This window comes from Delftia sp. ASV31 (genome assembly GCF_016428765.1).
GTDB lineage: Bacteria > Pseudomonadota > Gammaproteobacteria > Burkholderiales > Burkholderiaceae_C > Comamonas > Comamonas acidovorans.
On record NZ_JAELTK010000007.1, the window covers coordinates 73,154 to 98,224 of the forward strand.

General features: G+C 68.6%; 18 protein-coding genes. 10 read left to right on the forward strand and 8 right to left on the reverse strand.

Translation table 11 applies throughout. The features are described 5' to 3' along the window. Nucleotides 1–14: 14 nt before the first annotated feature. Both JHD82_RS04455 and JHD82_RS04460 read right to left on the reverse strand, forming a co-directional pair. Complete coding sequence (locus JHD82_RS04455; protein ID WP_199135533.1) at nt 15–1,298, reverse strand: branched-chain amino acid ABC transporter substrate-binding protein; 1,284 nt, start codon at nt 1,296–1,298, stop codon at nt 15–17. Nucleotides 1,299–1,324: 26 nt separating this feature from the next. Continuing rightward, the gene (locus JHD82_RS04460; protein ID WP_065345981.1) at nt 1,325–2,047 is read right to left on the reverse strand and encodes a TetR/AcrR family transcriptional regulator; all 723 of its coding nucleotides are present in this window, start codon (nt 2,045–2,047) and stop codon (nt 1,325–1,327) included. A gap of 159 nt (nt 2,048–2,206) precedes the next feature. Between JHD82_RS04460 and JHD82_RS04465 the strand changes: the two genes are divergently transcribed. From JHD82_RS04465 to JHD82_RS04485, 5 genes are all read left to right on the forward strand, one after another. After that, nucleotides 2,207–3,802, forward strand: coding sequence for an AMP-binding protein (locus tag JHD82_RS04465; RefSeq protein WP_199135534.1), 1,596 nt, complete (start codon nt 2,207–2,209; stop codon nt 3,800–3,802). 16 nt (nt 3,803–3,818) lie between these two features. Next, the gene (locus tag JHD82_RS04470) at nt 3,819–7,112 is read left to right on the forward strand and encodes a carboxyl transferase domain-containing protein (RefSeq protein ID WP_199135535.1); all 3,294 of its coding nucleotides are present in this window, start codon (nt 3,819–3,821) and stop codon (nt 7,110–7,112) included. 100 nt (nt 7,113–7,212) lie between these two features. After that, entirely contained in the window at nt 7,213–8,355 is a 1,143-nt protein-coding gene (locus JHD82_RS04475) for an alanine--glyoxylate aminotransferase family protein (protein WP_192367361.1), read from the forward strand. Nucleotides 8,356–8,388: 33 nt separating this feature from the next. Further along, nucleotides 8,389–8,808 (forward strand): FKBP-type peptidyl-prolyl cis-trans isomerase, encoded by a 420-nt coding sequence (locus tag JHD82_RS04480; protein ID WP_016446675.1) that lies wholly within the window; start codon nt 8,389–8,391, stop codon nt 8,806–8,808. A gap of 88 nt (nt 8,809–8,896) precedes the next feature. Continuing rightward, nucleotides 8,897–9,811: a DMT family transporter gene (locus tag JHD82_RS04485; protein ID WP_074920764.1), complete on the forward strand. Its 915-nt coding sequence runs from the start codon at nt 8,897–8,899 to the stop codon at nt 9,809–9,811. A gap of 9 nt (nt 9,812–9,820) precedes the next feature. On the opposite strand, the gene JHD82_RS04490 is transcribed toward JHD82_RS04485, so the two are convergent. Then, nucleotides 9,821–11,002, reverse strand: coding sequence for a Fic family protein (locus tag JHD82_RS04490; protein ID WP_199135536.1), 1,182 nt, complete (start codon nt 11,000–11,002; stop codon nt 9,821–9,823). Between the two features lie 124 nt (nt 11,003–11,126). Beyond that, entirely contained in the window at nt 11,127–12,698 is a 1,572-nt protein-coding gene (norR, locus tag JHD82_RS04495) for a nitric oxide reductase transcriptional regulator NorR (protein WP_199135537.1), read from the reverse strand. A gap of 120 nt (nt 12,699–12,818) precedes the next feature. Between norR and hmpA the strand changes: the two genes are divergently transcribed. After that, the gene (hmpA, locus tag JHD82_RS04500; protein WP_199135538.1) at nt 12,819–14,045 is read left to right on the forward strand and encodes an NO-inducible flavohemoprotein; all 1,227 of its coding nucleotides are present in this window, start codon (nt 12,819–12,821) and stop codon (nt 14,043–14,045) included. Between the two features lie 79 nt (nt 14,046–14,124). Here the strand turns inward: hmpA and JHD82_RS04505 are convergent, their stop codons facing one another. After that, nucleotides 14,125–16,080: a bifunctional diguanylate cyclase/phosphodiesterase gene (locus JHD82_RS04505; RefSeq protein WP_192812306.1), complete on the reverse strand. Its 1,956-nt coding sequence runs from the start codon at nt 16,078–16,080 to the stop codon at nt 14,125–14,127. 73 nt (nt 16,081–16,153) lie between these two features. On the opposite strand from JHD82_RS04505, the gene purU reads away from it, so the two are divergent. The 3 genes from purU to JHD82_RS04520 all read left to right on the forward strand — a co-directional run bounded on the left by purU (nt 16,154) and on the right by JHD82_RS04520 (nt 19,608). Next, on the forward strand, nt 16,154–17,002 hold the full coding sequence (purU, locus tag JHD82_RS04510) for a formyltetrahydrofolate deformylase (protein WP_013804418.1): 849 nt from the start codon (nt 16,154–16,156) through the stop codon (nt 17,000–17,002). 19 nt (nt 17,003–17,021) lie between these two features. Beyond that, nucleotides 17,022–17,945, forward strand: a complete 924-nt coding sequence (locus JHD82_RS04515) for a LysR substrate-binding domain-containing protein (protein WP_012203013.1) — start codon at nt 17,022–17,024, stop codon at nt 17,943–17,945. Nucleotides 17,946–18,096: 151 nt separating this feature from the next. Beyond that, nucleotides 18,097–19,608 (forward strand): FAD-linked oxidase C-terminal domain-containing protein, encoded by a 1,512-nt coding sequence (locus JHD82_RS04520; protein WP_199135549.1) that lies wholly within the window; start codon nt 18,097–18,099, stop codon nt 19,606–19,608. 90 nt (nt 19,609–19,698) lie between these two features. On the opposite strand, the gene JHD82_RS04525 is transcribed toward JHD82_RS04520, so the two are convergent. Then, nucleotides 19,699–20,721 carry a hypothetical protein gene (locus JHD82_RS04525; protein ID WP_199135539.1) on the reverse strand — a complete coding sequence of 341 codons (1,023 nt, stop codon included), beginning with the start codon at nt 20,719–20,721 and terminating at the stop codon, nt 19,699–19,701. A gap of 118 nt (nt 20,722–20,839) precedes the next feature. Between JHD82_RS04525 and JHD82_RS04530 the strand changes: the two genes are divergently transcribed. Next, a complete protein-coding gene (locus JHD82_RS04530) occupies nt 20,840–21,262 on the forward strand; it encodes a hypothetical protein (protein ID WP_063327414.1) in 423 nt (140 codons plus the stop codon). Nucleotides 21,263–21,324: 62 nt separating this feature from the next. On the opposite strand, the gene JHD82_RS04535 is transcribed toward JHD82_RS04530, so the two are convergent. Continuing rightward, nucleotides 21,325–21,675 (reverse strand): DUF4148 domain-containing protein, encoded by a 351-nt coding sequence (locus JHD82_RS04535; RefSeq protein ID WP_088165902.1) that lies wholly within the window; start codon nt 21,673–21,675, stop codon nt 21,325–21,327. A gap of 208 nt (nt 21,676–21,883) precedes the next feature. Further along, on the reverse strand, nt 21,884–25,069 hold the full coding sequence (locus tag JHD82_RS04540) for a CusA/CzcA family heavy metal efflux RND transporter (protein WP_012203018.1): 3,186 nt from the start codon (nt 25,067–25,069) through the stop codon (nt 21,884–21,886). Between the last annotated feature and the right edge of the window lie 2 nt (nt 25,070–25,071).

Sequence of the window (25,071 nt, forward strand, 5' to 3'; positions counted from 1 at the left end):
CGGGGAAGGCCGCCTCAGCGCCCGCCGGGCCGCTTCATCTGGCAGTCCGTGGGCAATTCCACCTGCTCGGGCGTGTAGACGGCATCGGTGCGAAAGCCGTAGTTCGTGCCTTCCCAACCGGCCTTGACCAGCTTGCCGTCCACGGGCGCGATGGTGTTGACCACCTGGGGCAGCAGCAGCTGGTGGTCCTTGCCGCGCATGCGCACGGGGCCGACCACGGTGTCCATCTGCAAATCCTCCATGGCCAGCGCGATCTTCACGGGTTCGGTGGACTGTGCCTTGGCCATGGCGGCGGCCAGCATGCGCGGCACCAGGTCCATGCGCGGGGCCAGGAAGTCCTTGCCCATGCGGGCCTTGTATTCCTGGGCGCGGGCGTCGGCCAGCGGGCGGCCGGCCTGGCCCGGGTGCCATTCGGCCACCCAGGTCAGCTGGCCGATGCGGGTCTGGGCGAAGGATGTCACCGTGCCCGGCATGCCGCCCGCGCTGTGGTTGAAGTAGCGCAGGTCATAGCCCGAGTCGGCGGCCGACTTGAGCAGCAGGGTCAGGTCCTGGCCCCAGTTGCCCGTGATCACCGAGTCCGCACCCGTTTCCTTGATCTTGGCCACATAGGGCGCGAAGTCCTTGACCCGGCCTATGGGGTGGAGCATCTCGCCCGTGAACTGGATGTCGGGCCGGGCCGCGCTCACCATCTGGCGCCCATAGGCCGCCCACTGCTTGCCGTGGGCGTAGTCCTGGTTGAGCAGGTAGACCTTGCGGATGCCGGGCTGGGTCTTGATATAGCTGGCAATCGCCTGCATGCGCATGGCGGTGTTGGCATCGAACATGAAGTGCCAGAAGCTGCAGGCCTTGCCCGTCAGCTCGGGGTCGATGGAGGAGTGGTTGAGCACCAGCACCTCCTTGCCCGGATTGCGCTGGTTGTGGCGCGATGCCGCCTGCACCAGGGCCGCCACCACCGACGAGCCCGAGCCCCCCGTCACCACCACGCGCGCGCCCTGGTCGATGGCCGCCTGCAGCGCGGCCTGGCTCTCCTGGGCCGAGAGCTTGCTGTCGAACTGCAGCAGCTGCAGCTTCGCGCCGTTGAACAGCCCGCCCTTGGCGTTCACGTCCTCGACCGCGTATTGCACGTGGTCGCGCATCAGCTCGCCCGTGCTGACGAAGGGGCCGGACAGCGGGTCGATGAAGGCGATCTTGAAGGTCTCGCCGCCCTGGGCGTGGGCGGCCGTGGCGCACAGCAGAGCGGCGGCGAGAGCGATGGATGGTTGGGAATATCGTCGGATGCAATGGCGGCGGATCGGCATGTCTTGTCTCCTCGAAGGAATGGTCGTCAGTCCTTGCCGGGCGGCTCGGCGCGGGGCCGGCTGCGCCGTGCAGGCGTCTTTTTCGCGGGGGATGCGGCAATGGCTTCGGGCGTGGTGGCTGGCGCCGTGCGCAGGCCCAGCACGCGGCTGGCCAGCTCGGTCAGCTCGGCCACCATCTCGGCCGTGCCCAGGCGGCCGCCGGGGCGGTACCAGTTGTAGAGAAAGCCCGGCAGGCTGCAGGCGGCCTGGGCGGTGATGCGTGTCTCGCGAAAGTCCAGGTGGCCGCTGGCGCGGCCTTCTTCGAGCAGCGCGCAGAACTGGCGGTAGAACTGGCGCGCCAGCGTGCGCGAGGCCTTCATGTACGCAGGGCTGAAGGCCTGGGGCTCGCGGTACGGAAAGAAGGCCGCCGGATAGTGGGCAATGGTGGCCGCGATCAGCCGCTGCAGGCCGTCCACGGCCTTCTCGTGCGCGGCGCGCGGATCGTCGGCCGCGAAGTCCAGCACCGTGAAGCAGGCCTCGGTGGGCGCCCAGCACAGGGTCTCGAAGATCTCCTGCTTGTTGCGGAAGTAGTAGTAGACGAAGGGCTTGGTCACGCCCAGGGCCTGGACGATCTGCTCCATCGTGGTGTTGGCGTAGCCGTTGCGGTCGAACAGGGCCTCGGCCGCCTTGAGGATGCGTTCGCGCTTTTCATCGGAGCCGGCCGTGGGAAGGCGCTGGCGGCCGCGCGGGGTGACAGGGGGCTTGGGCATGCGGGAAATCTCGTGTCGCGTCGGTGGCTGCGATGGTTATACCGATGGGTAGCAATGTTCTACCAGCGGGTATATATTGGCAAGACGCCGATCCAAAAATCAGATCAAGGCTATCCCTTAGGACTGGTTCCGGGATGGCCAGACACCCAGGAGACAAGCATGGCGGATTCCGAGACCCTCATTCCCCTGCATGAGGCCCTGCGCCGCAATGCGCGCAACCACCCCGGCCGCGACGCCTACATCTGGTATGGCCGCCACATCAGCTGGGCCGAGGTGGATGCGGCCAGCGACGCCTTTGCCGCGCGGCTGCAGGCGCTGGGCGTGGGCCGGGGCGAGCCCGTGGCGCTGTTCATGAACAACTGCCCGCAGTACATCGTGGCGCACTACGGCATCCAGAAGGTCGGCGCCATCGTCTGCCCCTGCGGGCCGCTGAACAAGGAGCATGAGCTGCAGTACCAGCTCGATGACCTCAAGGCCCGCGTCATCGTCGCGGCCGATGTGCTGCTGCCCGTGGTGGACAAGGTGCGCGCCAGCACGGCGCTCAGGCATGTGCTGGCCGTGCGCTATGGCGACTGGCTTCCTGAATCGGCCACGCTGGCGCTGCCGCCCGAACTGCAGGCCCCCGTGCAGCCGCTGCCCGAGGGCGTGGAATCGTTCTGGGATGTCATGCACAGCGGCGCCAAGCCCGTGCCCGTCGATGTTGCCATGGACGATGTCTCGCTGATGACCTATACCTCGGGCACGACGGGCCTGCCCAAGGGCGCCATGCTCAGCTACGGCAACGCGGCCAGCAAGACGGCCGGCGCCTCCAGCGCCACGGGCGTGAACGCCGGGGACATGCTGCTGGCCGTGGCGCCGCTCTATCACATTGCCGGCATGTCCATGGGCGTGAACATGCCCGTGCACAGCGGCGCCACCTGCGTGCTGCTGCACCGCTTCGACCCGCTGGCCGTGGCCCAGGCGCTGGAGCGCTACCGCGTGACCTGGTGGTACAGCATCGCGCCCATGAACGTGGCCGTGATGCAGCTGCCGGGCGTGGAGACCATGGACTTTTCCGCGCTGCGCCGCAACACGGTGACCAGCTTCGGCATTGCCTACACCGAGGAGCTGGCGCGGCAGTGGAAGCGCTTCACCCCGAACTGCATCTCCAGCGAGGCGGCCTATGGCCTCAGCGAGACCCACACCATGGACACTTCCATGCCGGGCGACGCCATCCGCTGGGGCACGCACGGCAAGCCGCTGCCCGGCAACGAGGTGCGCATCATCGACCCCGAGACCGGCGAGCCGCTGCCGGCCGGCGAAGTGGGCGAGATCACCATCCGCGGCCCCGGCAACTTCAAGGGCTACTGGAACAAGCCCGAGGCCACGGCCAGGACCCTGAAGAACGGCTGGGTGCACACGGGCGACATGGGCCGCATCGATGCCGACGGCTACCTGACCTTCATCGGCCGCTTCAAGGAAATGATCAAGGTCTCGGGCTACAGCGTCTTCCCCGAGGAGGTGGAGGCCATCCTCATCAAGCATCCGGCCGTGGCCCAGGCCGCCGTGATCGGTGTGCCCGACCCGCACAAGGGCGAGGTCGTGCGCGCCTTCATCGTCACGCGGCCGGGCCAGCAGATCGCGGCCGAGGACCTGGTGCAGTGGTCGCGCGAGAACATGGCCAGCTACAAGGCGCCGCGCGAGGTGCGTTTCATCGAGGCGCTGCCCGCCACCGGCGCGGGCAAAGTGCTGCGTCGCTTGCTGCGCGATCAATGAGAAAGACCGAAGTCCCATGTTCCAGAAGATCCTGATTGCCAACCGCGGCGAGATCGCGCTGCGCATCGTGCGCGCGCTGCGCGAGCTGGGTGTGCCGAGCCTGGCCGTCTATGCCGCAGACGATGCGCAGGCGCCCCATGTATCCGCTGCCGATGCAGCCGTGCCCCTGGACGCCAGCGGCCCCTCGGCCTACCTGGACGGCGCCCACCTGCTGCGCATTGCGCGCGAGCACGGCTGCGACGGCATCCATCCGGGCTACGGCTTTCTCAGCGAGAACGCGGGCTTTGCGCAGGCCTGTGCCGATGCGGGACTGCGCTTCATCGGCCCCGCGCCGGAGCACCTGGCGCTGCTGGGCGACAAGGCCCGCGCACGCGATCTGGCGCGCCGCTGCGGCGTGCCGCTGATGCCGGGCAGCAGCGAGGCTGTCACGCTGGAACAGGCCCAGGCCTTCTTCGAGGCGCAGCAGGCCGGGGGCGCCAGCGGCATCATGGTCAAGGCCATCGGCGGCGGCGGCGGGCGCGGCATGCGTGCCGTGGCGCGCGCCGAGGACCTGCCTGCAGCCTATGAGCGCTGCCGCAGCGAGGCGCGCGCCGCCTTCGGCATGGACGGCGTCTATGTGGAGCGGCTGATGACGGGCGCACGCCATATCGAGGTGCAGATCCTGGGCGACGGCGGCGCAGGCCCCATCGCGCTGGGCGAGCGTGAATGCACGCTGCAGCGGCGCTTCCAGAAGCTGGTGGAGATCGCGCCCAGCCCCAGCCTGGCGCAGCCGCTGCGCGAGCGCATCACGCGCGACGCGCTGCGCATGGCCGCCGAGATCGGCTACGAGAGCCTGGGCACCTTCGAATTCCTGGTCGATGCCGCCTCCGACTCCCTGCCCTATGTCTTCATCGAGGCCAACCCGCGCCTGCAGGTGGAGCACACCATCACCGAGGAAGTCTTCGGCATCGACCTCGTGCAGGCCCAGATCCGCGTGGCGGCCGGCGATCACCTTGGAGAGCTGGGCCTGGATGCCAGGACGCCGCCCACGCCGCGCGGCTATGCCATGCAGTGGCGCATCAATGCCGAGACGCTGGATGCCGCAGGCCAGTCGCGCCCCGGCAGCGGGCGCATAGGCGCACTGCAGTGGCCGGCCGGGCCCGGCATCCGCATCGACACGCATGCGGTGGCGGGCGCCAGCCCCTCGCCGCACTACGACACGCTGCTGGCCAAGCTCATCGTGCACAGCAGCGGGCCGCGCTTTGAAGACGTGCTTCGCCGCGCACGTCGCGCACTGGACGAATGCCGCATCGACGGGCTGGCCACCAACCTGCCGCTGCTGCAGGCGCTGGCCCGGCGGCCCGAGATGGCATCGCAGGCCGTGCACACACGCTGGCTTGAAGAGGTCCTTCCCGAATTGGTGGCGGACGCCCAGGCGCTGGCCGAAGGCGCGCGCCGCACGGATGCGGCCGCCGAGGTTCCGGCGGCGGCCGAGGCTGCTGGCGCGCCCGTCCCCGAAGGCGCCCTCACGGCCCCCATGCCCGCGCGCATCGTGCAGTGGAGCGTGGCCGTGGGCGATTCCGTGGCCGCAGGCGCCGAGCTGGGCGTGCTCGAAGCCATGAAGATGGAGCATGTGCTGCTGGCGCCGCAGGCCGGCACCATCACCCGACTGCTGGCTGAGTCCGGTGCCTATGTGGCCCAGGACCAGCCCCTGCTGGTGCTGGCCGCCGCCGAAGGCGTGCAGGCCGACGCACGCGCGCAGCAGTCCGCACAGGACCCGGACCACATCCGCGCCGACCTGCAGCGCGTCATCGACCGCCATGCCTTCACGCGCGATGCTGCCCGGCCCGAGGCCATGGCCAAGCGCCATGCCCAGGGCAGCCGCAGCGCGCGCGAGAACATCGCCGACCTCTGCGACGCAGGCAGCTTCATCGAATACGGTGCGCTGGCCATTGCCGCGCAGACGCGCCGGCGCAGCATGGACGACCTGATCGCCAACACGCCGGCCGACGGCATGGTCACGGGCATGGGCTCCATCAACGGCGCGCAGTTCGGCCAGGAGCGCTCGCGCGCCGTCGTCATGTCCTATGACGCCACCGTGCTGGCGGGCACCCAGGGTGCGCGCAACCATGCCAAGACCGACCGCATGCTGGGCATTGCGCTGGCGCAGAAGCTGCCCGTGGTGCTGTTCGCCGAAGGCGGCGGCGGGAGGCCCGGTGACACCGACACGCCCGTGGTCGCGGGCCTGCATGTGCACACCTTCGCGGCCTATGCGGCGCTGTCGGGCCAGGTGCCCGTGATCGGCATCACCCATGGCCGCTGCTTTGCGGGCAACGCGGCCCTGCTGGGCTGCAGCGACGTGATCATCGCCACGCGCGCCAGCTGCATCGGCATGGGCGGGCCGGCCATGATCGAGGGCGGCGGGCTGGGCGTCTTCCGGCCCGAGCAGATCGGTCCCAGCAGCGTGCAGCATGCCAATGGCGTGATCGACGTGCTGGTCGAGGATGAGGCCGAAGCCGTGGCCGCCGCGCGCCACTACCTGTCCTTCTTCCAGGGCCGCACCACGGAGTGGGCCGCGCCCGACACGCGCGTCCTGCGCCATGTGGTGCCCGAGAACCGGCTGCGTGCCTATGACACGCGTGCGGCCATGGCGCATCTGGTGGACGAAGGCAGCCTGCTGATGCTGCGCACAGGCTTTGGCGCAGGCATCCACACGGCGCTGGCGCGCATCGAAGGCCGGCCCGTGGGGCTGATGGCCAACAACCCCTCCCACCTGGGCGGCGCCATCGACGCCGATGCGGCCGACAAGGCCGCGCGCTTCATGCAGCTGTGCAATGCCCATGGCCTGCCCATCGTGAGCCTGGTGGACACGCCCGGCTTCATGGTCGGCCCCGAGATCGAGAAGACGGCCCAGGTGCGCCATGTCAGCCGCCTGTTCGTCACGGCGGCCAAGCTGCGCGTGCCGTATTTCAGCGTGGTGCTGCGCAAGGGCTACGGCCTGGGGGCCATGGGCATGACGGCCGGCAGCTTCCATGCGCCGGTGTTCAACGTGGCCTGGCCCACGGGCGAGTTCGGTGCCATGGGTCTGGAAGGCGCCGTGCGCCTGGGCTTTCGCAAGGAACTGGAGGCCCTGCCCGAGGGCGCCGAACGCAACGCCCTGTTCGACCGGCTGCTGGCCCAGCAGTACGCCCACGGCGAGGCCATGCACATGGCCGGCACGCTGGAGATCGACGCCGTCATCGACCCCGCCGACACGCGCGCCTGGCTGTCGCGCGGCCTGGCGGGGGCGCGCGTTGCGCCTGCCCAAGCCGGCTTCGTGGACACCTGGTAGGCCCTGAAAACGCCACGGACGGCATGCTAAGCTGGCCGCCTTTCCGACGAACATGATGGCGGGCCTGCGGTGCAGGCCCCGCTGCCTCTGGAGACTCCCCATGCCCGGACTTCTGCCCGATATCGATCCCGACGGCCTGCTCGAATTCTCGGTGGTCTACACCGACCGCGCGCTCAACCACATGTCCAAGCGCTTCGCGGGCGTGATGCAGGACATCCTCACCACGCTGCAGGAGGTCTACCACGCCCACACGGCCGTGCTGGTGCCGGGCAGCGGCACCTTCGGCATGGAGGCCGTGGCGCGCCAGTTCGCCAACCGCGAAAAGGTGCTCATCGTGCGCAACGGCTGGTTCAGCTACCGCTGGACCCAGATCTTCGAGGAAGGCGGCCTGGGCGGTGGCGCCGTGGTCTGCAAGGCGCGTCGCCAGGGACCGGGCAGCCAGGACCCCTGGGCGCCCTGCGCGGCCGAGGACGTGGCCGCCGCCATCCGCACTGAAAAACCCAAGGTCGTGTTCGCCCCCCATGTGGAGACGGCCAGCGGCATCATCCTCAGCGACAGCTACCTGCGCACCGTGGCCGATGCCGCGCACGAGGTGGGCGCGCTCTTCGTGCTGGACTGCGTGGCCTCGGGCGCCATGTGGGTGGACATGGAAAAGACCGGCGTGGACGTGCTGATCAGCGCGCCGCAAAAGGGCTGGAGCAGCTCGCCGTGCTGCGCCATGGTCATGCTCTCGCAGCGTGCGCGCGAAGCCATCGAGCACACGCAAAGCTCCAGCTTCTCCTGCGACCTCAAGAAGTGGATGCAGATCGCCGAGGGCTACGAAAAAGGCCAGCACGCCTACCACACCACCATGCCCACCGACGCCCTGGTCCGCCTGCGCGACGTGATGCTGGAGACGCGTGCCTACGGCTTCGCCAAGGTGCGCGACGAGCAGATCGCCCTGGGCGCCAAGGTGCGCGCCCTGCTGGAGTCGCGCGGCTTTCCCAGCGTGGCGGCCGAAGGCTGGAAGGCCCCCGGCGTCGTGGTCAGCTACACCACCGACCCCGGCATCCAGAGCGGCAAGAAGTTCATGGAAGCCGGCCTGCAGACCGCCTCGGGCGTGCCCCTGCAGTGCGACGAAGGCCCGGACTTCAAGACCTTCCGCATCGGCCTGTTCGGCCTGGAAAAATGGCACAACGTGGACCGCACCGTCGGCCACATCGCCAAGGCCCTTGACGATATCGGTGTCCCCGCCAAGGCGTGAACCCGCTGCAAACATTGCATTGAAAGAACCCTCATGAACAAGACCCTCACCACCCTGGCCGCCTCCTGCGGCCTGATGCTCGCCGCACTGACCGGCGTGGCGGCCCATGCGGCCGAACCCGTCACCACGGCCAGCGGCCTGGTCTATGAAAGCCTCAAGGAAGGCACAGGCGCCAGCCCCAAGGCCAGCGACACGGTGCGCGTGCACTACCGCGGCTACTTCCCCGACACGGGCAAGGACTTCGACAGCTCCATCACGCGTGGCCAGCCCATCGAGTTCCCCTTGACCGGCGTGATTCCCTGCTGGACCGAAGGCGTGCAGAAGATGAAGGTCGGCGGCAAGGCCAAGCTGACCTGCCCGCCCTCCATCGCCTACGGCAGCCGTGGCGCGGGCAGCGTGATCCCGCCCAACGCCACGCTGAACTTCGAGGTGGAACTGCTGGGCATCAAGTGATGGGCGGCCCGCTGGCCGGGCCAGCCCCCGCCTGATGCAAAGCCGGCCTGCGGGCCGGCTTTTTTACGGTCGTTGAAAGGGATATGCCGTGGATTCACGCAAACCGCTGGACGCGCGCGCCGCCGCGCTGATGCTCATGCTGTGCCTGATCTGGAGCCTGCAGCAGATCCTGCTCAAGGCCACGGCCGATGCCATTGCGCCCACGCTGCAGATCGCGCTGCGCTCGGGCGTGGGCGCCGTGCTGGTGTGGCTGTTCATGCGCTGGCGCGGCATGCGCGTGCAGTGGGGCGACGGCAGCTGGCGCCCGGGCCTGGCCGTGGGCACGCTGTTTGCTCTGGAATTCCTGCTGGTGGGCGAGAGCATCAACCACACCTCGGCCGCCCATGTGGTGGTCTTCCTGTATTCCGCCCCCGTGTTCGCGGCGCTGGGCCTGCACTGGAAGCTGCCCTCGGAGCGCCTGGCGCCGCTGCAATGGCTGGGCATCGCACTGGCCTTTGCCGGCATAGCGCTGGCCTTCCTGGGCGGCGGCAAGCCTTCGAAGGCAGCCGGCGCCGCCATGCTGCTGGGCGACCTGCTGGCGCTGGCCGCCGGCGTGGCCTGGGGCGCCACCACGGTGGCCATCCGCACCACGCGGCTGGCATCGCTGCCCGCCGCGCAGACCCTGCTCTACCAACTGGCCACCGGCTTTGCGCTGCTGCTGCCCGCCGCCTTCCTGCTGGGCCAGACCCGCTTCGAGCCCACGCCGCTGGCCTGGGCCGGCCTGGCCTTCCAGTCCGTGCTGGTCTGCTTCGTGAGCTTCCTGGTCTGGTTCTGGCTGCTCACGCAATACCTGGCCTCGCGCCTGGGCGTGTTCTCTTTCATGACGCCCATCTTCGGCGTGGTCTTCGGGGCCTGGCTGCTCAGCGAGCCCATCGAGCCCAACTTCCTGGCCGGGGCACTGATGGTGCTGGCCGGGGTGCTGCTGGTGAGCGGGTATGGGTGGCTGATGTCGCTCAGGCGGTGAGGCCAGGGATCAGGCCGGCCGGGGTAGCGGACCCGTGCCCTCGTTGAGCACGGAAAGATAGCGCCGATAGCTGAAGACCCGGCCTCGCTTGCGGCCGGTCACTTCCTCGATGATGCCCAGGCGCTGCAAGTCGGCGAGCGCCGTGTTGACGGTGGGCGAGGACAGTCCTGTCTGCCGGACCAGTTGGTTCGACGTCAGGAAGGGGTTGAGCTGGAACAGGTCGTGGATGCGCAGTGTGGAGTTGGCGCGCTCGCCTTCGGTTGCGATGCGTTCGCGGTCCTGCCTGAACAGGTCGACGATATGGGTGGCGGCCTCGAAGGCCTGGTTCGCGGTCTGTGCCACGCCGGTGAGAAAGAAATCGAGCCAGGCTTCCCAATTGCCGTTCTCGCGCACTTCCTGGAGCAGCCGGTAGTACTCGGCCCGGTGCGTCTTGAGAAAAAGGCTGAGGTAGAGCAGCGGCTTGTTCAGCACGCCGTTGATGCAGAGATACAGCGTGACCAGCAGGCGACCGATGCGGCCATTGCCATCGAGGAACGGATGCAGTGTCTCGAATTGCACGTGCAGCAGGCCCGCCTTGATGAGGGCGGGCAGGCGGGAGGCATCTTCGTGCATGAAGCGTTCAAAGGCGTCGAGGCAGGGGCCGAGCTCGTTGACGGGCGGCGGCACGAACAAGGCGTTGCCTGGACGCGTGCCGCCAATCCAGTTCTGCGAGCGCCGGAACTCGCCGGGGCTTTTGGTGCCGCCGCGTGCGCTTTGCAACAGCCGGCCATGCATCTCGCGGATCAGGCGCAGTGACAGCGGCAGGTCCCGCAGGCGCTCCAGTCCGTACATCATCGCGTCCACATAGTTCGAAACTTCGCGGATGTCGTCGATGGGCTGGCCCGCCTGGGCCTCGGCTTCGAAGCGCAGCAGGTCCGACAGCGTCGATTGCGTGCCCTCGATCTGCGAAGAAAGCACGGCCTCCTTGCGCACGTACATGTAGAGGAACAGCTCCTGGCGGGGCAGCAGCATGGTGATGCCATCGAGCCGTCCCAGCGCCCGCTCGGCAAGGCTGAGCTTTTCCAGGAGCGCGAGCACATCGATGGCCGGCTCCGGCGGAAGCGATGGCGGCACGAAGGCGCGCACCTTTTCGCCCGCTGCGGACGTCTCGATGAAGCGGCCAAGCCGCTGGCTGGTAGGGGAATCGGGCATGGGCTGACTATGGCTTCGGACGCTTATTTAAGCAAATGCGGTTTTTCTTAAATAACGAGAGCGCCAAGTTAAGCAGACTTAAATAAGCCTTCGTCTCAAGGTGGCGGGCCGGCCGCATGATCCCTCATGCCAGTCCCAGCCGCCGCGCCATCCGCTGCAGGTTGGCGCGGTCCATCTGCAGTTCGCGTGCGGCGGCGGCCCAGCTGCCGTGGTGGCGCTGCAGGCTGGCGTCGATCAGATGGCGCTCGTAGCTCTCCACGGCTTCGCGCAGGCCTTGGGGGCTGGCGCCGGGCGATGCGACCTGTGGGAGGGACAGGGTCGGTGTGGCCGTCGCCGGGGGCTGAGCGTCATCCCAGAGATCGGCCTGGCCCAGCGTGACCATGCGAGCCCGGCCACCGGCTGGAGCGGCAAAGGGCGCACGGCTCAGAGCCCGCAGCACGCCGCGGCTGATGAGGTGCTCCAGCTCCCGGACATTGCCGGGCCAGTCCTGGGCGAGCAAGGCCGATTGCGCGGCGGGGTGCAGGCGCAGGCCGCCCAGGCCCAGGCGCGAACGGTTTTCCTCGAGGAAGAAGCCGGCCAGCATCAGCACGTCGCTGTCGCGCTCGCGCAGCGCGGGCACGCGCAGCGGGTAGACGCTCAGGCGGTGGAAGAAATCGGCGCGCATGCGGCCTGCCGCCACCTCGGCGGCCAGGTCGCGGTTGGTGGCGGCGATCACGCGCACGTCCACATGGTGTTCGCGGTCCGAGCCCAGGCGCTGCAGCTGGCCGCTTTGCAGCACGCGCAGCAGCTTGGCCTGCACGGCCAGGGACAGCTCGCCCACTTCGTCCAGGAACAGCGTGCCCTGGTCGGCCTGCTCGAACTTGCCGCTGCGCTCGGACAGCGCGCCCGTGAAGGCGCCGCGCACATGGCCGAACAGCTCGCTTTCGACCAGGTTGTCGGGCAGGGCCGCGCAGTTGATGCTGACCAGCGCGCGGCCTGCACGCGCCGACTGCGCATGCACGGCCTGGGCCACCAGTTCCTTGCCCGTGCCGGTCTCGCCCGTGATCAGCACGTTGAGGTCGCTGGCCGCGACCAGGGCGATGTCCTTTTGCAGCGCGCGCATGGCCGGGCTCTGGCCGATCAGCGGACGCGATGACTCGCCCCCCGGGGCGGCGCCGGGCGCGGGCAGGGCGCGCGCACTGCGCGCCAACCGGCGCAGCCGCTCGGCCGTGGTCACGGTGGCCGCCGCCAGGTTGCTGAAGGCCTGCAGCGCCGCCAGCGCGGCCGGGTCGGCAAAGCGCCCCGGGTCCAGCGCGTCCAGCGTGAGAAGGCCCCAGGGCAGGCCACCCGTCTGCAGCACGCAGCCCATGCAGTCGTGGACCTCCAGCGGCCCGTGACCCTGGGCCACCAGGCCGTCATAGGGATCGGGCAGCGGGCTGTCGGGCGCAAAGCGCATGGCCTGGCCCGCCGCCAGCAGCTGGGCAAAGCGCGGGTGCTCGGCAATGCGAAAGCGCCGGCCCAGCGCATCGGGCACCAGGCCATCGATGGCCACGGGCCGCAGCCACTCGCCTTCCAGCCGCAGCAGGGCGGCGGCATCGGCCGGCAGCACGGCGCGCAGCGCTGCCAGCAGGCGGCGAAAGCGCTCGCGCTCGGGCAGGTCCTGGGCCAGGTCGGCCACCAGAGGGGTCAGGGCATGCAGGGCGGTGGATGTGGTCATAAAGACTGCAATTGCTGTCAAAAAGACTCGATTTGATGAAGGTCATATTGACGCATGAAACGCCAAACCCTTGTTCTGCAAGGGCTGCAGTCCTGGCACGGCACTTGCCTTTGTCAAGGCATGCCCGGCATCGCACCGGGCATGCCCGTCCCCGTACCCAAGGAGTTTCCCGTGCTGACCGACCGCCAACGTGCCATCGTCCAATCCACCGTCCCGCTGCTTGAAACCGGCGGCGAGGCTTTGATCACCCACTTCTACCAGACCATGCTGGGCGAGTACCCCGAGGTGCGCGCCCTGTTCAACATGGCCCACCAGCAAAGCGGTGCCCAGCCGCGTGCCCTGGCCTATAGCGTGCTCATGTACGCCAAGCACATCGACCGGCTCGACGCCCTGGGCGATCTGCCCGCGCAGATCATCAACAAGCATGTGGCTCTGCAGGTGCAGCCCGAGCACTACCCCATCGTCGGCACCTGCCTGCTGCGCGCCATCCGCGAAGTGCTGGGCGCCGAGGTCGCCACCGACGAGGTCATCGATGCCTGGGGCGCCGCCTACCGGCAGCTGGCCGACATCCTGATCGGCGCCGAACGCCAGGCCTATGACCGCACGGCGGCGGCCGAAGGCGGCTGGCGCGGCGAGCGTGCCTTCGTGGTCGAGGACAAGGTGGCGGAAAGCGCCGAGATCACCTCGTTCTACCTGGTGCCGGCCGATGGCGGCCCCGTGATCGCCCACCAGCCTGGCCAGTACATCGGCCTGCGCCTGGTGGTGGACGGCCAGGAGCAGCGGCGCAACTACTCGCTGTCCGCGCCCGCCGATGGCCGCAGCCTGCGCATCAGCGTCAAGCGCGAGGCAGGCGGCAAGGTCTCCAACTTCCTGCACGACCGGCTCCAGGTCGGCGACACGCTGCAGCTGTTCCCGCCCGCAGGCCACTTCACGCTGCAGCCCGGCGAGCGTCCGCTGGTGCTGATCAGCGGCGGCGTGGGCATCACGCCGACCCTGCCCATGCTGGATGCGGCCTTGCCCAGCAAGCGTCCCGTGGTCTTCATCCACTGCGCGCGTGAGCGCGGTGTTCACGCCTTCCGTGAACGTGTGGATGCGCTGGCCGCGGAGCATCCGCAGCTCAGCCGGTACTACTGCTATGACCGGGTGGAGGAGGGCGATGAGGCCGATGCGCAGGGACTGCTGACCGCCCGGCAGTTGGGTCAGTGGCTGCCTTCAGTGGATGCCGATGTGTATTTCCTGGGGCCCCGGCCGTTCATGCGGTCGGTGAAGGAATCATTGCGGGTGTTGGGGGTGCCGGAAGGGCAGGTCCGCTATGAATTCTTTGGGCCGGCGGAGGCGTTGGCCTGATTTGCCGTCGATTCGCCCGGGTCCCCTGGCCTGAGTGGTGGAGCAGGGGCCGGGCCTTGGCCCGCCGTGCATCGGGCGATCAGCCCTGCACGGCCCACATGCCCTGGTTGTCCGACACCCACTCCCCAAACGCCTGTGCGGGCAAGGGCTTGCTGCACAGATAGCCCTGGAAGAAGTCGCACCCCTTGCCGCGCAGGAATGCCAGTTGCTCGGCCGTCTCCACGCCCTCGGCCAGAACCTTGAGCCCCATGGCATGCCCCAGCGCGATCACCGATCCGCTGATGGCCATGTCGTCCGCGCTGTGCGGGATATCGCGGATGAAGCCCTGGTCGATCTTGAGCAGGTCCAGCGGGAAGCGCTTGAGGTGGGCCAGCGAGGAGTAGCCGGTGCCGAAGTCGTCGATGGCCAGCCGCAGGCCCTGGGCGCGCAGGCGGCGCATGACGGCCAGGGCCTCCTCGGGGCGCTCGGCCAGCGCGCTTTCGGTGATTTCCAGCTCCAGGCAGTGCGGGGCGAAGCCCGTGGCGGCCAGCGCGTCGGCGGTGGCACCGGCGATGTCGGTCAGCAGGAACTGGTGCAGCGAGACATTGACCGCGATGGTCATCTCGGGCAGGCCCTGATCGCGCCAGCGCCGGCCCTGGGCACAGGCCTCGCGCAGCACCCACAGGCCCAGCGCGCCGATGACGCCCGAGCTTTCGGCCACGGGAATGAAGCGTGCCGGGGAGATGAGGCCCTCGTCCGGGTCCAGCCAGCGCACCAGGGCCTCGGCGCCCACCAGGCGGCCCGTGGCCAGGTCGATCTGGGGCTGGAAGTACAGGCGCAGGTGGCCCAGGTCTATGGCCTGCCGCAGCCGTGCCTCCATGGCCAGCCGCTCGCGCGCGGCCGAGGTCATGTCTTCCTCGAAGAAGCACCAGGCACGGCCGCTGCGCGACTTGGCGCCGTAGACGGCGGCGTGCGCGCCCTGCAGCAGGTCCTGGGCATTGCCGGCGTGGGAGGGATACATGCAGATGCCCACGCTGACGCCGGCCATGACGGACAGGCCGTCGGGCGAGCTCCAGGGCTGGCCGGCCGCCGCGATCAGTTGCCGTGCGCGGGCGATGGCGTCGCCGCGCTCGCTCATGCCCTTGCACAGCACGGCCAGTTCGTCACCGGCCATGCGACCTATGAGGTCCTGGGGTCCCAGGGAGTCGTGCACACGGGCGGCGATGTGGCGCAGCACCTGGTCGCCAATGGCGTGGCCGTAGCTGTCGTTGACGTCCTTGAAGCGATCGATGTTCAGCAGCATCACGGCCAGCGTGCCCTGCTCGGCGGCCGCCTCGGCCACGGCGTCTTCCAGCAGCGCTGTGAAGCGCACGCTGTTGGGCAGGCCGGTGAGCATGTCGCGGTGGGCCAGGAATTCGAGCTGGGCCTCGCGCGCCTTCTCGGCCGAGATGTCGGTGAACATGCACACGTAGTGCGTGACCTTGCCCTGTGCGTCCTTGACGGCGCTGAGCGACATGCGCTCGGGGAAGACCTCGCCGTTCTTGCGGCGGTTCCAGATTTCGCCCTGCCAGTGGCCAGTGGCCTGCATGCTGTCCCACATGGCCTCGTAGAAGGCCTTGTCATGGCGGCCGGACTTGAACATGCGCGGGGTCTTGCCCAGCATTTCCTGCTCGGTATAGCCCAGCAGCCGCGTGAAGGCGCTGTTGACCGAGAGGATGCGGCTGCGCGCGTCGGTGACGACCACGCCCTCCATGGTGTTGTCCACCACGGCGGTGGCCAGGCGCTGGCGTTCGTCGGCCTCCCGCCCGGCGGCCATCGCGGCATGGGCAGTGCGCTCTCCACGGCGCATGCGCCACAGCAGCCAGCCGCCGCCCACGGCCGTGACCAGCACCAGGGTCACCGAGGACAGCATGCGCCGCTGCGCCGCCGCCTCGGGCGGAATCTGCAGGTGCGCCAGCAGCCATTCCACGCCCCAGAGCCACAGCAGACCTGCGCACACGTACAGGGTCATTGCGCCCCAGAGCGGTATTCGGGGCTGCTCTCCCTGATCTTGCATGTGGTTCCTCAGAACGTTCCCAGAACGTGTGACTTGCGCAGGGTCGTGTCCATGCTGCGACAATTGCGCCGCTATGACCCAAGCCTATATTCTTACCCTTTCGTGCCCCGACCGGCTCGGTCTGGTACATGCCGTCTCGGGCTTTCTGCTCGAGCAAGGCGGCAACATCGAAGAGGCCGCGCAGTATAACGACCCGGCCACCGGACTGTTCTTCATGCGCGTGCAATTTGCCTGCAACGGCTGCGATCCCGCGGCTCTGAGGGCGGCCCTGGCCGACCTGGGCGGCCAGTACCAGATGAAGTGGCGCCTGCACACCAAGGCCGAAGCCATGAAGACCGTGCTCATGGTCAGCAAGGAAGGCCATTGCCTCAACGACCTGCTGTTTCGCTGGAAGAGCGGCCTGCTGCCGGTGGACATCCGCGCCATCATCAGCAACCACCGCGAGTTCTACCAGCTGGCGGCCAGCTACAACATCCCCTTCCACCACATCCCCGTCACGGCTGCCACCAAGGCCCAGGCCGAGGCAAAGCAGTTCGAGATCATCGAGGCCGAAGGCGCCGAACTCGTGGTGCTGGCGCGCTACATGCAGGTGCTGTCCAACGACCTGTGCACCAAGCTGGCAGGCCGCGCGATCAATATCCACCACAGCTTCCTGCCCAGCTTCAAGGGCGCCAAGCCCTATTACCAGGCCCATGACCGCGGCGTGAAGCTGATCGGCGCCACGGCCCACTATGTGACGGCCGACCTGGACGAGGGCCCGATCATCGAGCAGGACGTGGCCCGCGCCGACCACACCGACACCGTGGAGGACCTCACGGCCCGCGGCCGCGACACCGAGAGCCAGGTGCTGGCCCGCGCCGTCAAGTGGCACAGCGAGCACCGCGTCATCCTCAACGGCCACAAGACCGTGGTCTTCCGCTGAAGCCGGCTCCCGGCCGCCCATGGCGAACGTGACCCTTGCCGCCGGCAGCGGCTTTGCCCCGCCCGGCAGCGGCGCCCGCCGCATTCCGCCCATACAGTGCCTGCTCACTTTCGAGGCGCTGGCGCGGCTGCGCAGCGTGACGCAGACGGCCGAGGAGCTGTGCGTCACGCCCAGCGCCGTCAGCCACCGCGTGCGCCAGCTCGAGCAGATCCTGGGCACGCGGCTGTTCGGCCGCTCGGACTTTTCGCTCACCACCGAAGGCAGCGCCTACCTGTCCCACGTGCGCGAGGGCCTGGGCGCGCTGCAGCGCTTTCCGGGCGAGGTGACGGCACCGGGCCGCCGCAGGCTCAAGCTCGCCGTCACGCCCACCTTTGCGCGCGTGATCCTGATCCCGCGCCTGCGCCAGTTCACGGAAACCTATCCCGAGATCGACATCGCCCTGCAGGTCTCCATCCCGCTGCTGGACGTGGTGGCCGAGGATGCCGACCTGATGGTGCGCTTCGGCCCCGGCCACTATGCCGATGTGGAGCACATCGAGCTGGCGCGCGACGTGGTCACGCCGCTGGCCTCGCCGGCCTTCATCCGCGAGCACGGCCCCTTCGAGCAGCCCCAGGACCTGGAAGGCATGCCCCTGCTGCGCAGCCCGCTGGAGCCCTGGCGCACCTGGTTCGGCGCCACCGGCCTGGACTGGCCCGAGCCGCACGAGGGATCGCAGTTCAACGACATCGGCCTGATGTGCGACGCGGCCTCGGCCGGCATGGGCATCGCCCTGGTGCGCCACAAGCTGGGTGCGCCCTGGCTGGACAACGGCACCCTGGTGCGCCTGTTCGACGTGGACACGGCCAGCCCCCATGCCCACTACCTGTGCTGGCGTACCGGCACCATGGACCGCTGGGAATGCGCGGCCTTTGCTGAATGGTTGAAGAGGGCGATGGCCTGCTGAGGCGCCCATAACTGATTTCGCGGATTTCGCGGATTTCACGCGCCGTTGCAATAAACATCAGCGCAGCCCCGCTGCACAAAGACGGCGGCATCGCCTAAAGTCAGGCTCCATGACTTCCGCCAGCTCCCCAGCCAGCCTCGCTCCCGGCGCCATGGCGTCGGCCGCCGCCGATGCGGCCCACCAGCAGCCCACAGTCTCCGAGCGCGCACGGCGCCAGGCCGAGGTCGTGGCCGCGCTGGCCCGCCATGTGCCCGCCCACGCCCTGCTGTGGAATGCCGAGGACACCACACCCTATGAATGCGACGGCCTCACGGCCTACCGCCAGCGCCCGCTGGTGGTCTGCCTGCCCGATACCGAGGCCCAGGTCCAGGCCGTGCTGCGAGCCTGCCACGCCATCCAGGTGCCCGTGATCGCACGCGGCGCGGGCACCGGGCTGTCGGGCGGTGCCTTGCCCCATCCCATGGGCGTGACGCTGTCGCTGGCCAAGTTCAACAAGATCCTGCAGGTCGATGCGGCCAGCCGCACGGCCGTGGTGCAGTGCGGCGTGCGCAACCTGGCCATCAGCGAGGCCGCCGCGCCCTTCGGCCTGTACTACGCGCCCGATCCCAGCAGCCAGATCGCCTGCACCATCGGCGGCAACGTGGCCGAGAACTCGGGCGGCGTGCACTGCCTCAAGTACGGGCTGACGGTGCACAACGTGCTCAAGGTGCGCGGCTTCACCGTGGAGGGCGAGCCGGTGGAGTTCGGCTCCACGGCGCTGGACACGCCGGGCTTCGACCTGCTGGCCATCCTGGTCGGCAGCGAGGGCATGCTGGCCGTGACCACCGAAGTCACCGTGCGCCTGATCCCCAAGCCCCAGCTGGCGCGCTGCATCATGGCCAGCTTCGACGACGTGCGCAAGGCCGGCGACGCCGTGGCCGCCGTGATCGCGGCCGGCATCATCCCGGCCGGGCTGGAGATGATGGACAAGCCCATGACGGCCGCCGTCGAGGACTTCGTCAAGGCCGGCTACGACCTCACGGCCGAGGCCATCTTGCTGTGCGAGAGCGACGGCACGCCCGAGGAAGTCGAGGAAGAGATCGCCCACATGAGCGAGGTGCTGCGCAGCGCGGGCGCCACGGCCATCACGGTGAGCGAAAGCGAGGCCGAGCGCCTGCGCTTCTGGAGCGGGCGCAAGAACGCCTTTCCCGCCAGCGGGCGCATCAGCCCCGACTACATGTGCATGGACTCCACCATCCCGCGCAAGCGCCTGGCCGACATCCTGCTGGCCATCCAGGAAATGGAAAAGAAATACGGCCTGCGCTGCGCCAACGTCTTCCACGCGGGCGACGGCAACCTGCACCCGCTGATCCTGTTCGATGCCAACGACCCCGACGAGCTGCACCGCTGCGAGCTGTTCGGCGCCGACATCCTGGAGACCAGCGTGGCCATGGGCGGCACGGTCACGGGCGAGCATGGCGTGGGCGTGGAAAAGCTCAACTCCATGTGCACCCAGTTCACCACGGCCGAGAACGACCAGATGTTCGCGCTCAAGGCCGCCTTCGACCCGCAGGCCCTGCTCAACCCCGGCAAGGTGATTCCCACGCTCAACCGCTGCGCCGAGTACGGAAAGATGCTGGTGCGCGGCGGCCAGATCTCACACCCGGACCTGCCGAGATTCTGAGGCGACGTGCAACGGGCGCCGTGCAACGGGCGCGGTGCAACCGGCGCCGTGCAACGAGCACTGTGCAACGACCACCATGCAACCCGCTGGTCACGGCTGCTGCAGGCAGCGCAGCCACAGCCCGTCGAGCGCGCGGGCCAGCGCAGCCTCCTGCCGGGGCACGGCCAGGTCCTCCGCCAGGTCTTCGATCATGGCCTCCAGTGGTACGGCATGGGACAGGGTGCGCATGCCGCATTCCATCGCCAAGGCGGTGTCCAGGTAGACCACGCGCGCGCCGGCCACGCCCCAGCGCGTGAGTTCGCGCACACGGCCGACCTGGTTCAGCCGCAGGCGCATCGCCTCCAGCCGCTCGGCCAGGGATCTGCGGATGCGCTCCCCTGTCTCGGGCCGGTCCTCCTCCAGTCTGCGCAGCGCCGCCTCCTGCTGCTCTAGCGTGCGCTCCAGTGCCCGCAGAGCCGCCTCGCGCCCCAGCCGGGCCTCGTCATAGCGCGGCAGGGCTGCACGCATGCGCTCCAGCGTCTGCTTGCGTTCGCGTGCGTAGACAGGCTCGGCGGGGCGCCCGGAACGCACGCAAGCGTCGGCGGCCAGCACCAGCCGCTGCGGAGCTGCTTCGGCGCCCAGCCCCTGCGGGCGGAAGCTGCGGCAGTCTGTCATTTCCTCCAGCATGCGCAGGTCTTCCAGGTGCAGGCGCATGCGTTCCGCGTCCTTCTGCGCCTCAAGCCGATGGCGACCCAGCATCTCCTGGCGCTGGCGCTCCAGCATCAGCAATTCGCGCCAGCCGCCACGCAGCCGGGCCTCGAACCGCGCCTGCTCGCCATCGGCCGCTTGCTGCAGCTGCTCGGCATCCTGGCGCAGACGCAGCTGCAGATATCCATGCGTGCCTGATCTCTCGCAGGTGTACTCGACGATGCGCCCGCCGCTTCCATCGCCCACGCTGCGCCATGCACTGCGCGCGCATGCGTTCCTCTCCTGGAGCACCTGGCCTATCGAGACCCCCGATGCACCGCCCCAGGACGCGGCCTGGACCGCCAGGACATCACCGTCGTCACCGCCGCAACCGCCCAGCACCAGTACAAGGCTCGAGGGCAGCAGCCACACTCGTTGCCAACGCATTTGCTCCCCCGTGCATGTGATTTCCAGATCGATGGTTGATATTAACTATCAATCAAAAATAGATGTGATTTTTATCAATACTCACATCTCAATCAGACCAATCCCATAGCGTTCGCGCATGCAGGATGCAAAGCAGCGGTTTGCTCAAAAATTACGTGATTCAATGCAGGCCCAGGGCTATGAAGCCAGGCCTGCCGTGCTGGAGCACGAGTTCAATTCCCGTTTCTGGGGCAAGCCCATGTCCCAGCACGGCGTGCGCCTTTGGCTGGTCGGCAAGACCATGCCCAACGCCAAGAAACTCGCTGCGCTGGCCGACTGGCTGCAGGTGCCGCTGGAGGAGTTCCTGCGCTCGCCGCAGCAGGTTCGCGAGGTGCGCGAGCCCAAGAGCACCTGGTCCGCAGGCCTGGGCTACGAGGACAACGAGCTGTTCAAGATCTACCTGCGCCTTCCCGTGCCCAAGCGCCGGCTGGCGCGCGACGTGATCCTGGCCATTGCGCGCGCCCATGATGCCGAGGAAGCGGAACGCGCCGCAGGCTCGTAGCCAGGCGGCGCGTCGGGTTTGCATTGATCCGGCACCTGCGGGGCACGGGCCCCGCCTGCGCATCAGCCACCCATGGCACGCTGGCGTGCATCGCGCTGGGCAGGCGTTTCGTTGATCAGTTCATTGATCACTTCCTGGCGTGTCTTGCCCGCGCCGGTCTGCGGTGCGGGAGCCGGATAGACGCCGGCATTGAAGCGCGAAGTGCCGCCCTGGCGCACGGCCGCCTCGGCCTCGGCCGTCACCTGGGCGCGTGTCTTGCTGCTCTTGAAATGCTCGGGGTGGACGACGGCGCCCGCTTCGTTGTTGGCCGGGTGGATGTATCCGGCCGCCGATGCCATGCCGGGCAGCAGCAGCGCTGCCGATGCGGCCAGGCCGGCGATGAGGGTGGCGGGGGTGAAGCGGCGTTGCGACATGATGTGATTCCTTTCAGGCACGTTGGTAATTCGTTCTCCCCACGCCCCGCGATGCGGAACGCCGAGGAGAGGACTCCAATGTAGAAATCACGTGCCCACACCAGCCCCACAGGATGGTGACATTGCTGTCATACAACCGACATACGCCAAAAGCATCCCAAAAAAAAGGCCACGGGCATTCCGTGGCCTTCGTGGAGCGGCTTGGCCGTCAGGCGGCCACGGCGCCCTTGCCCTCGCTGTCGGGCTGTCCCTCCTGCCCTTGCATTCCCTCCGACGGATCGTTGCGATGCACCAGCCGGTACAGCAGCGGCAGCACCAGCAAGGTCAGCAGCGTGGACGACAGGATGCCGCCGATCACCACCGTGGCCAGCGGCCGCTGCACCTCGGCGCCCGTGCCCGTGGCAATGGCCATGGGCACGAAGCCCAGCGAGGCGACAAGGGCCGTCATCAGCACGGGGCGCAGCCGGGTGAGCGCGCCCTCGGTCACGGCGTCGGGCACGCTGGCGCCCTGTTCGCGCAAGGTTCTGATCCAGGAGATCATGACCAGGCCGTTGAGCACGGCCACGCCCGACAGCGCGATGAAGCCCACCGCCGCCGAGATGGACAGCGGTATGTCGCGCAGCCACAGCGCCAGGATGCCGCCCGTGAGCGCGAACGGAATGCCCGTGAAGACCACCAGCCCGTCGCGCACATTGCCGAACATGGCGAACAGCAGCACGAAGACCATGAGCAGCGCCACGGGCACGACGATCTGCAGGCGGCGCGTGGCCGACTCCAGGTTCTCGAAGGTGCCGCCCCAGCGCGTCCAGTAGCCGGGCGGCAGCGACAGGCCTTGCAGCTTTTGCTGTGCCTCGCCCACGAAGGAGCCCATGTCGCGCCCGCGCACATTGGCGCTGACCACGATGCGGCGCTTGCCGTCTTCGCGGCTGACCTGGTTGGGGCCGGGCGCGGTCTCGAACGTGGCCACGGCCGACAGCGGCACGAAGCCGATGCGCCCGTCCGCCCCGCGCGGCAGGGCGATGGGCAGGCGGCTCAGGGCCTGCAGGTCGTTGCGCACGGCGTCCGGCAGGCGCACCTGGATGTCGAAGCGCCGGTCGCCCTGGAATACCGTGCCGGCCTCGGTGCCGCCCATGGCGGTGCTGATGGCGTCCTGCACATCGCCCATGTTCAGGCCGTAGCGCGAGGCCTTTTCGCGGTCGATCTGCACGGTGAGCATGGGCAGGCCCGTGGTCTGCTCGACCTTGACCTCGGAGGCGCCCGAAATCTGCTGCAGCATGCCGGCCACGGTCTGGGCGCTTTTCTCCAGCACGGCCATGTCGTCGCCGAAGATCTTCACGGCCACGTCGCTGCGCACGCCCGAGATCAGCTCGTTGAAGCGCAGCTGGATGGGTTGGGAGAACTCGTAGTTGTTGCCCGGGATGCGGTCCACCGACGCCTGCACGGCGGCCAGCAGCTCATCGCGCGGGCGCGCCGGGTCGGGCCACTCGCTGCGGGCTTTCAGCATGATGTAGCCGTCGGAGATGTTGGGCGGCATGGGGTCGGAGGCGATCTCGGCCGTGCCGGTGCGCGCGAACACGCGGTCGATCTCGGGGAACTCCTTCTTGAGCGCCTTCTCGATCTGCATCTGCATTTCCAGCGACTGCGTAAGGCTGGTGCCGGGGATGCGCAGCGCCTGGATGGCGAAGTCCCCCTCGTTGAGGTTGGGCGCGAACTCGCTGCCCAGGCGCGTGGCCAGCAGCAGGCTCAGCGCCACGGCCACGGCGGCGGCCGTGAGCACCACGGCGGGCGCGGCCATGACGCGCGCCAGCACGGGCGCATAGCCGCGGCGCGCCCAGCCCATGAGGCGGTTTTCCTTCTCGGCCACCTTGTCGCCCATGAACAGCGCAATCGCCGCCGGGATGAAGGTGATGGACAGCAGCATGGCGCCGGCCAGCGCGATGACCACCGTCAGCGCCATGGGATGGAACATCTTGCCCTCCACGCCCGTGAGCGCGAAGATGGGCAGGTAGACCACCATGATGATGAGCTGGCCGAACAGCAGCGGGCGGCGCGCTTCCTTCGCGGCGGCGAAGACTTCATGGAAGCGTTCGCTGCGCGTCAGCGACCGTCCGCGCGCCTCCTGCGCATGGGCCAGGCGGCGCACGCAGTTCTCCACGATGACCACGGCGCCGTCGATGATGATGCCGAAGTCCAGCGCCCCCAGGCTCATGAGGTTGGCGCTGACCTTGTAGTGCACCATGCCCGTGAAGGTGAACAGCATGGACAGCGGGATGATCAGCGCCGTGATCAGCGCCGCGCGCAGGTTGCCCAGGAACAGGAAGAGGATGACCACCACCAGGGCCGCGCCCTCCACCAGGTTCTTCTTGACCGTGGCGATGGCCTTGTCCACCAGGTTGGTGCGGTCGTAGACGGTGATGGCCTTGACGCCCGGGGGCAGGCCCCGGTTGATCTCGGCCATGCGCTGGTCCACGGCGCGCGAGACGGTGCGGCTGTTCTCGCCGATCAGCATGAACACCGTGCCCAGCACCACCTCGCGGCCGTTGTCGGTGGCCGCGCCCGTGCGCAGCTCCTGGCCCAGCCCCACCTCGGCCAGGTCGCGGATGCGGATGGGCTGGCCCTGGGCCGAGCCCACGATGACCTCGCGGATGTCGGCGATGCCGCCGACCTGGCCCGGCGCGCGGATCAGGTACTGCTCGCCCTGGCGCTCGATATAGCCCGCGCCCACGTTGCTGTTGTTGCGCTGCAGGGCGGTGACGATGTCGGCCAGCGTGAAGCCGTAGGCCGCCAGCTTCTCGGGCGCTGGCGCCACCAGGTACTCCTTGGCGTAGCCGCCGATGGAGTTGATCTCGGTGACGCCGGGCACGTTGCGCAGCTGCGGCTTGATGACCCAGTCCTGGATCTCGCGCAGGTCCATGGGCGTGTAGGGCGTGCCGTCGGGCTTTTTCGCATCGTCCTCGGCCTCCACGGTCCACAGGTAGATCTCGCCCAGGCCCGTGGAGATGGGGCCCAGCGTGGGCGTGATGCCCGCAGGCAGGCTGTCGCGCGCCTGCTGTATGCGCTCGCCCACCAGTTGCCGTGCAAAGTAGATGTCCGTGCCGTCCTTGAACACCACGGTGACCTGGGACAGGCCGTAGCGCGACAGCGAGCGCGTCTGCTCCAGGTGGGGCAGGCCGGCCATCACCGTCTCTATGGGATAGGTGACGCGCTGCTCGGTCTCCAGCGGCGAGTAGCCGCTGGCCTGGGTGTTGATCTGCACCTGGACATTGGTGATGTCGGGCACGGCGTCGATCGGCAGGCGCTGGTAGTTGTAGATGCCCAGCCCTGCCATGGCCAGCACGGCCAGCAGGACCAGCCAGCGCTGCTCTATGGCAAATCGGATGATGCGTTCAAACATGG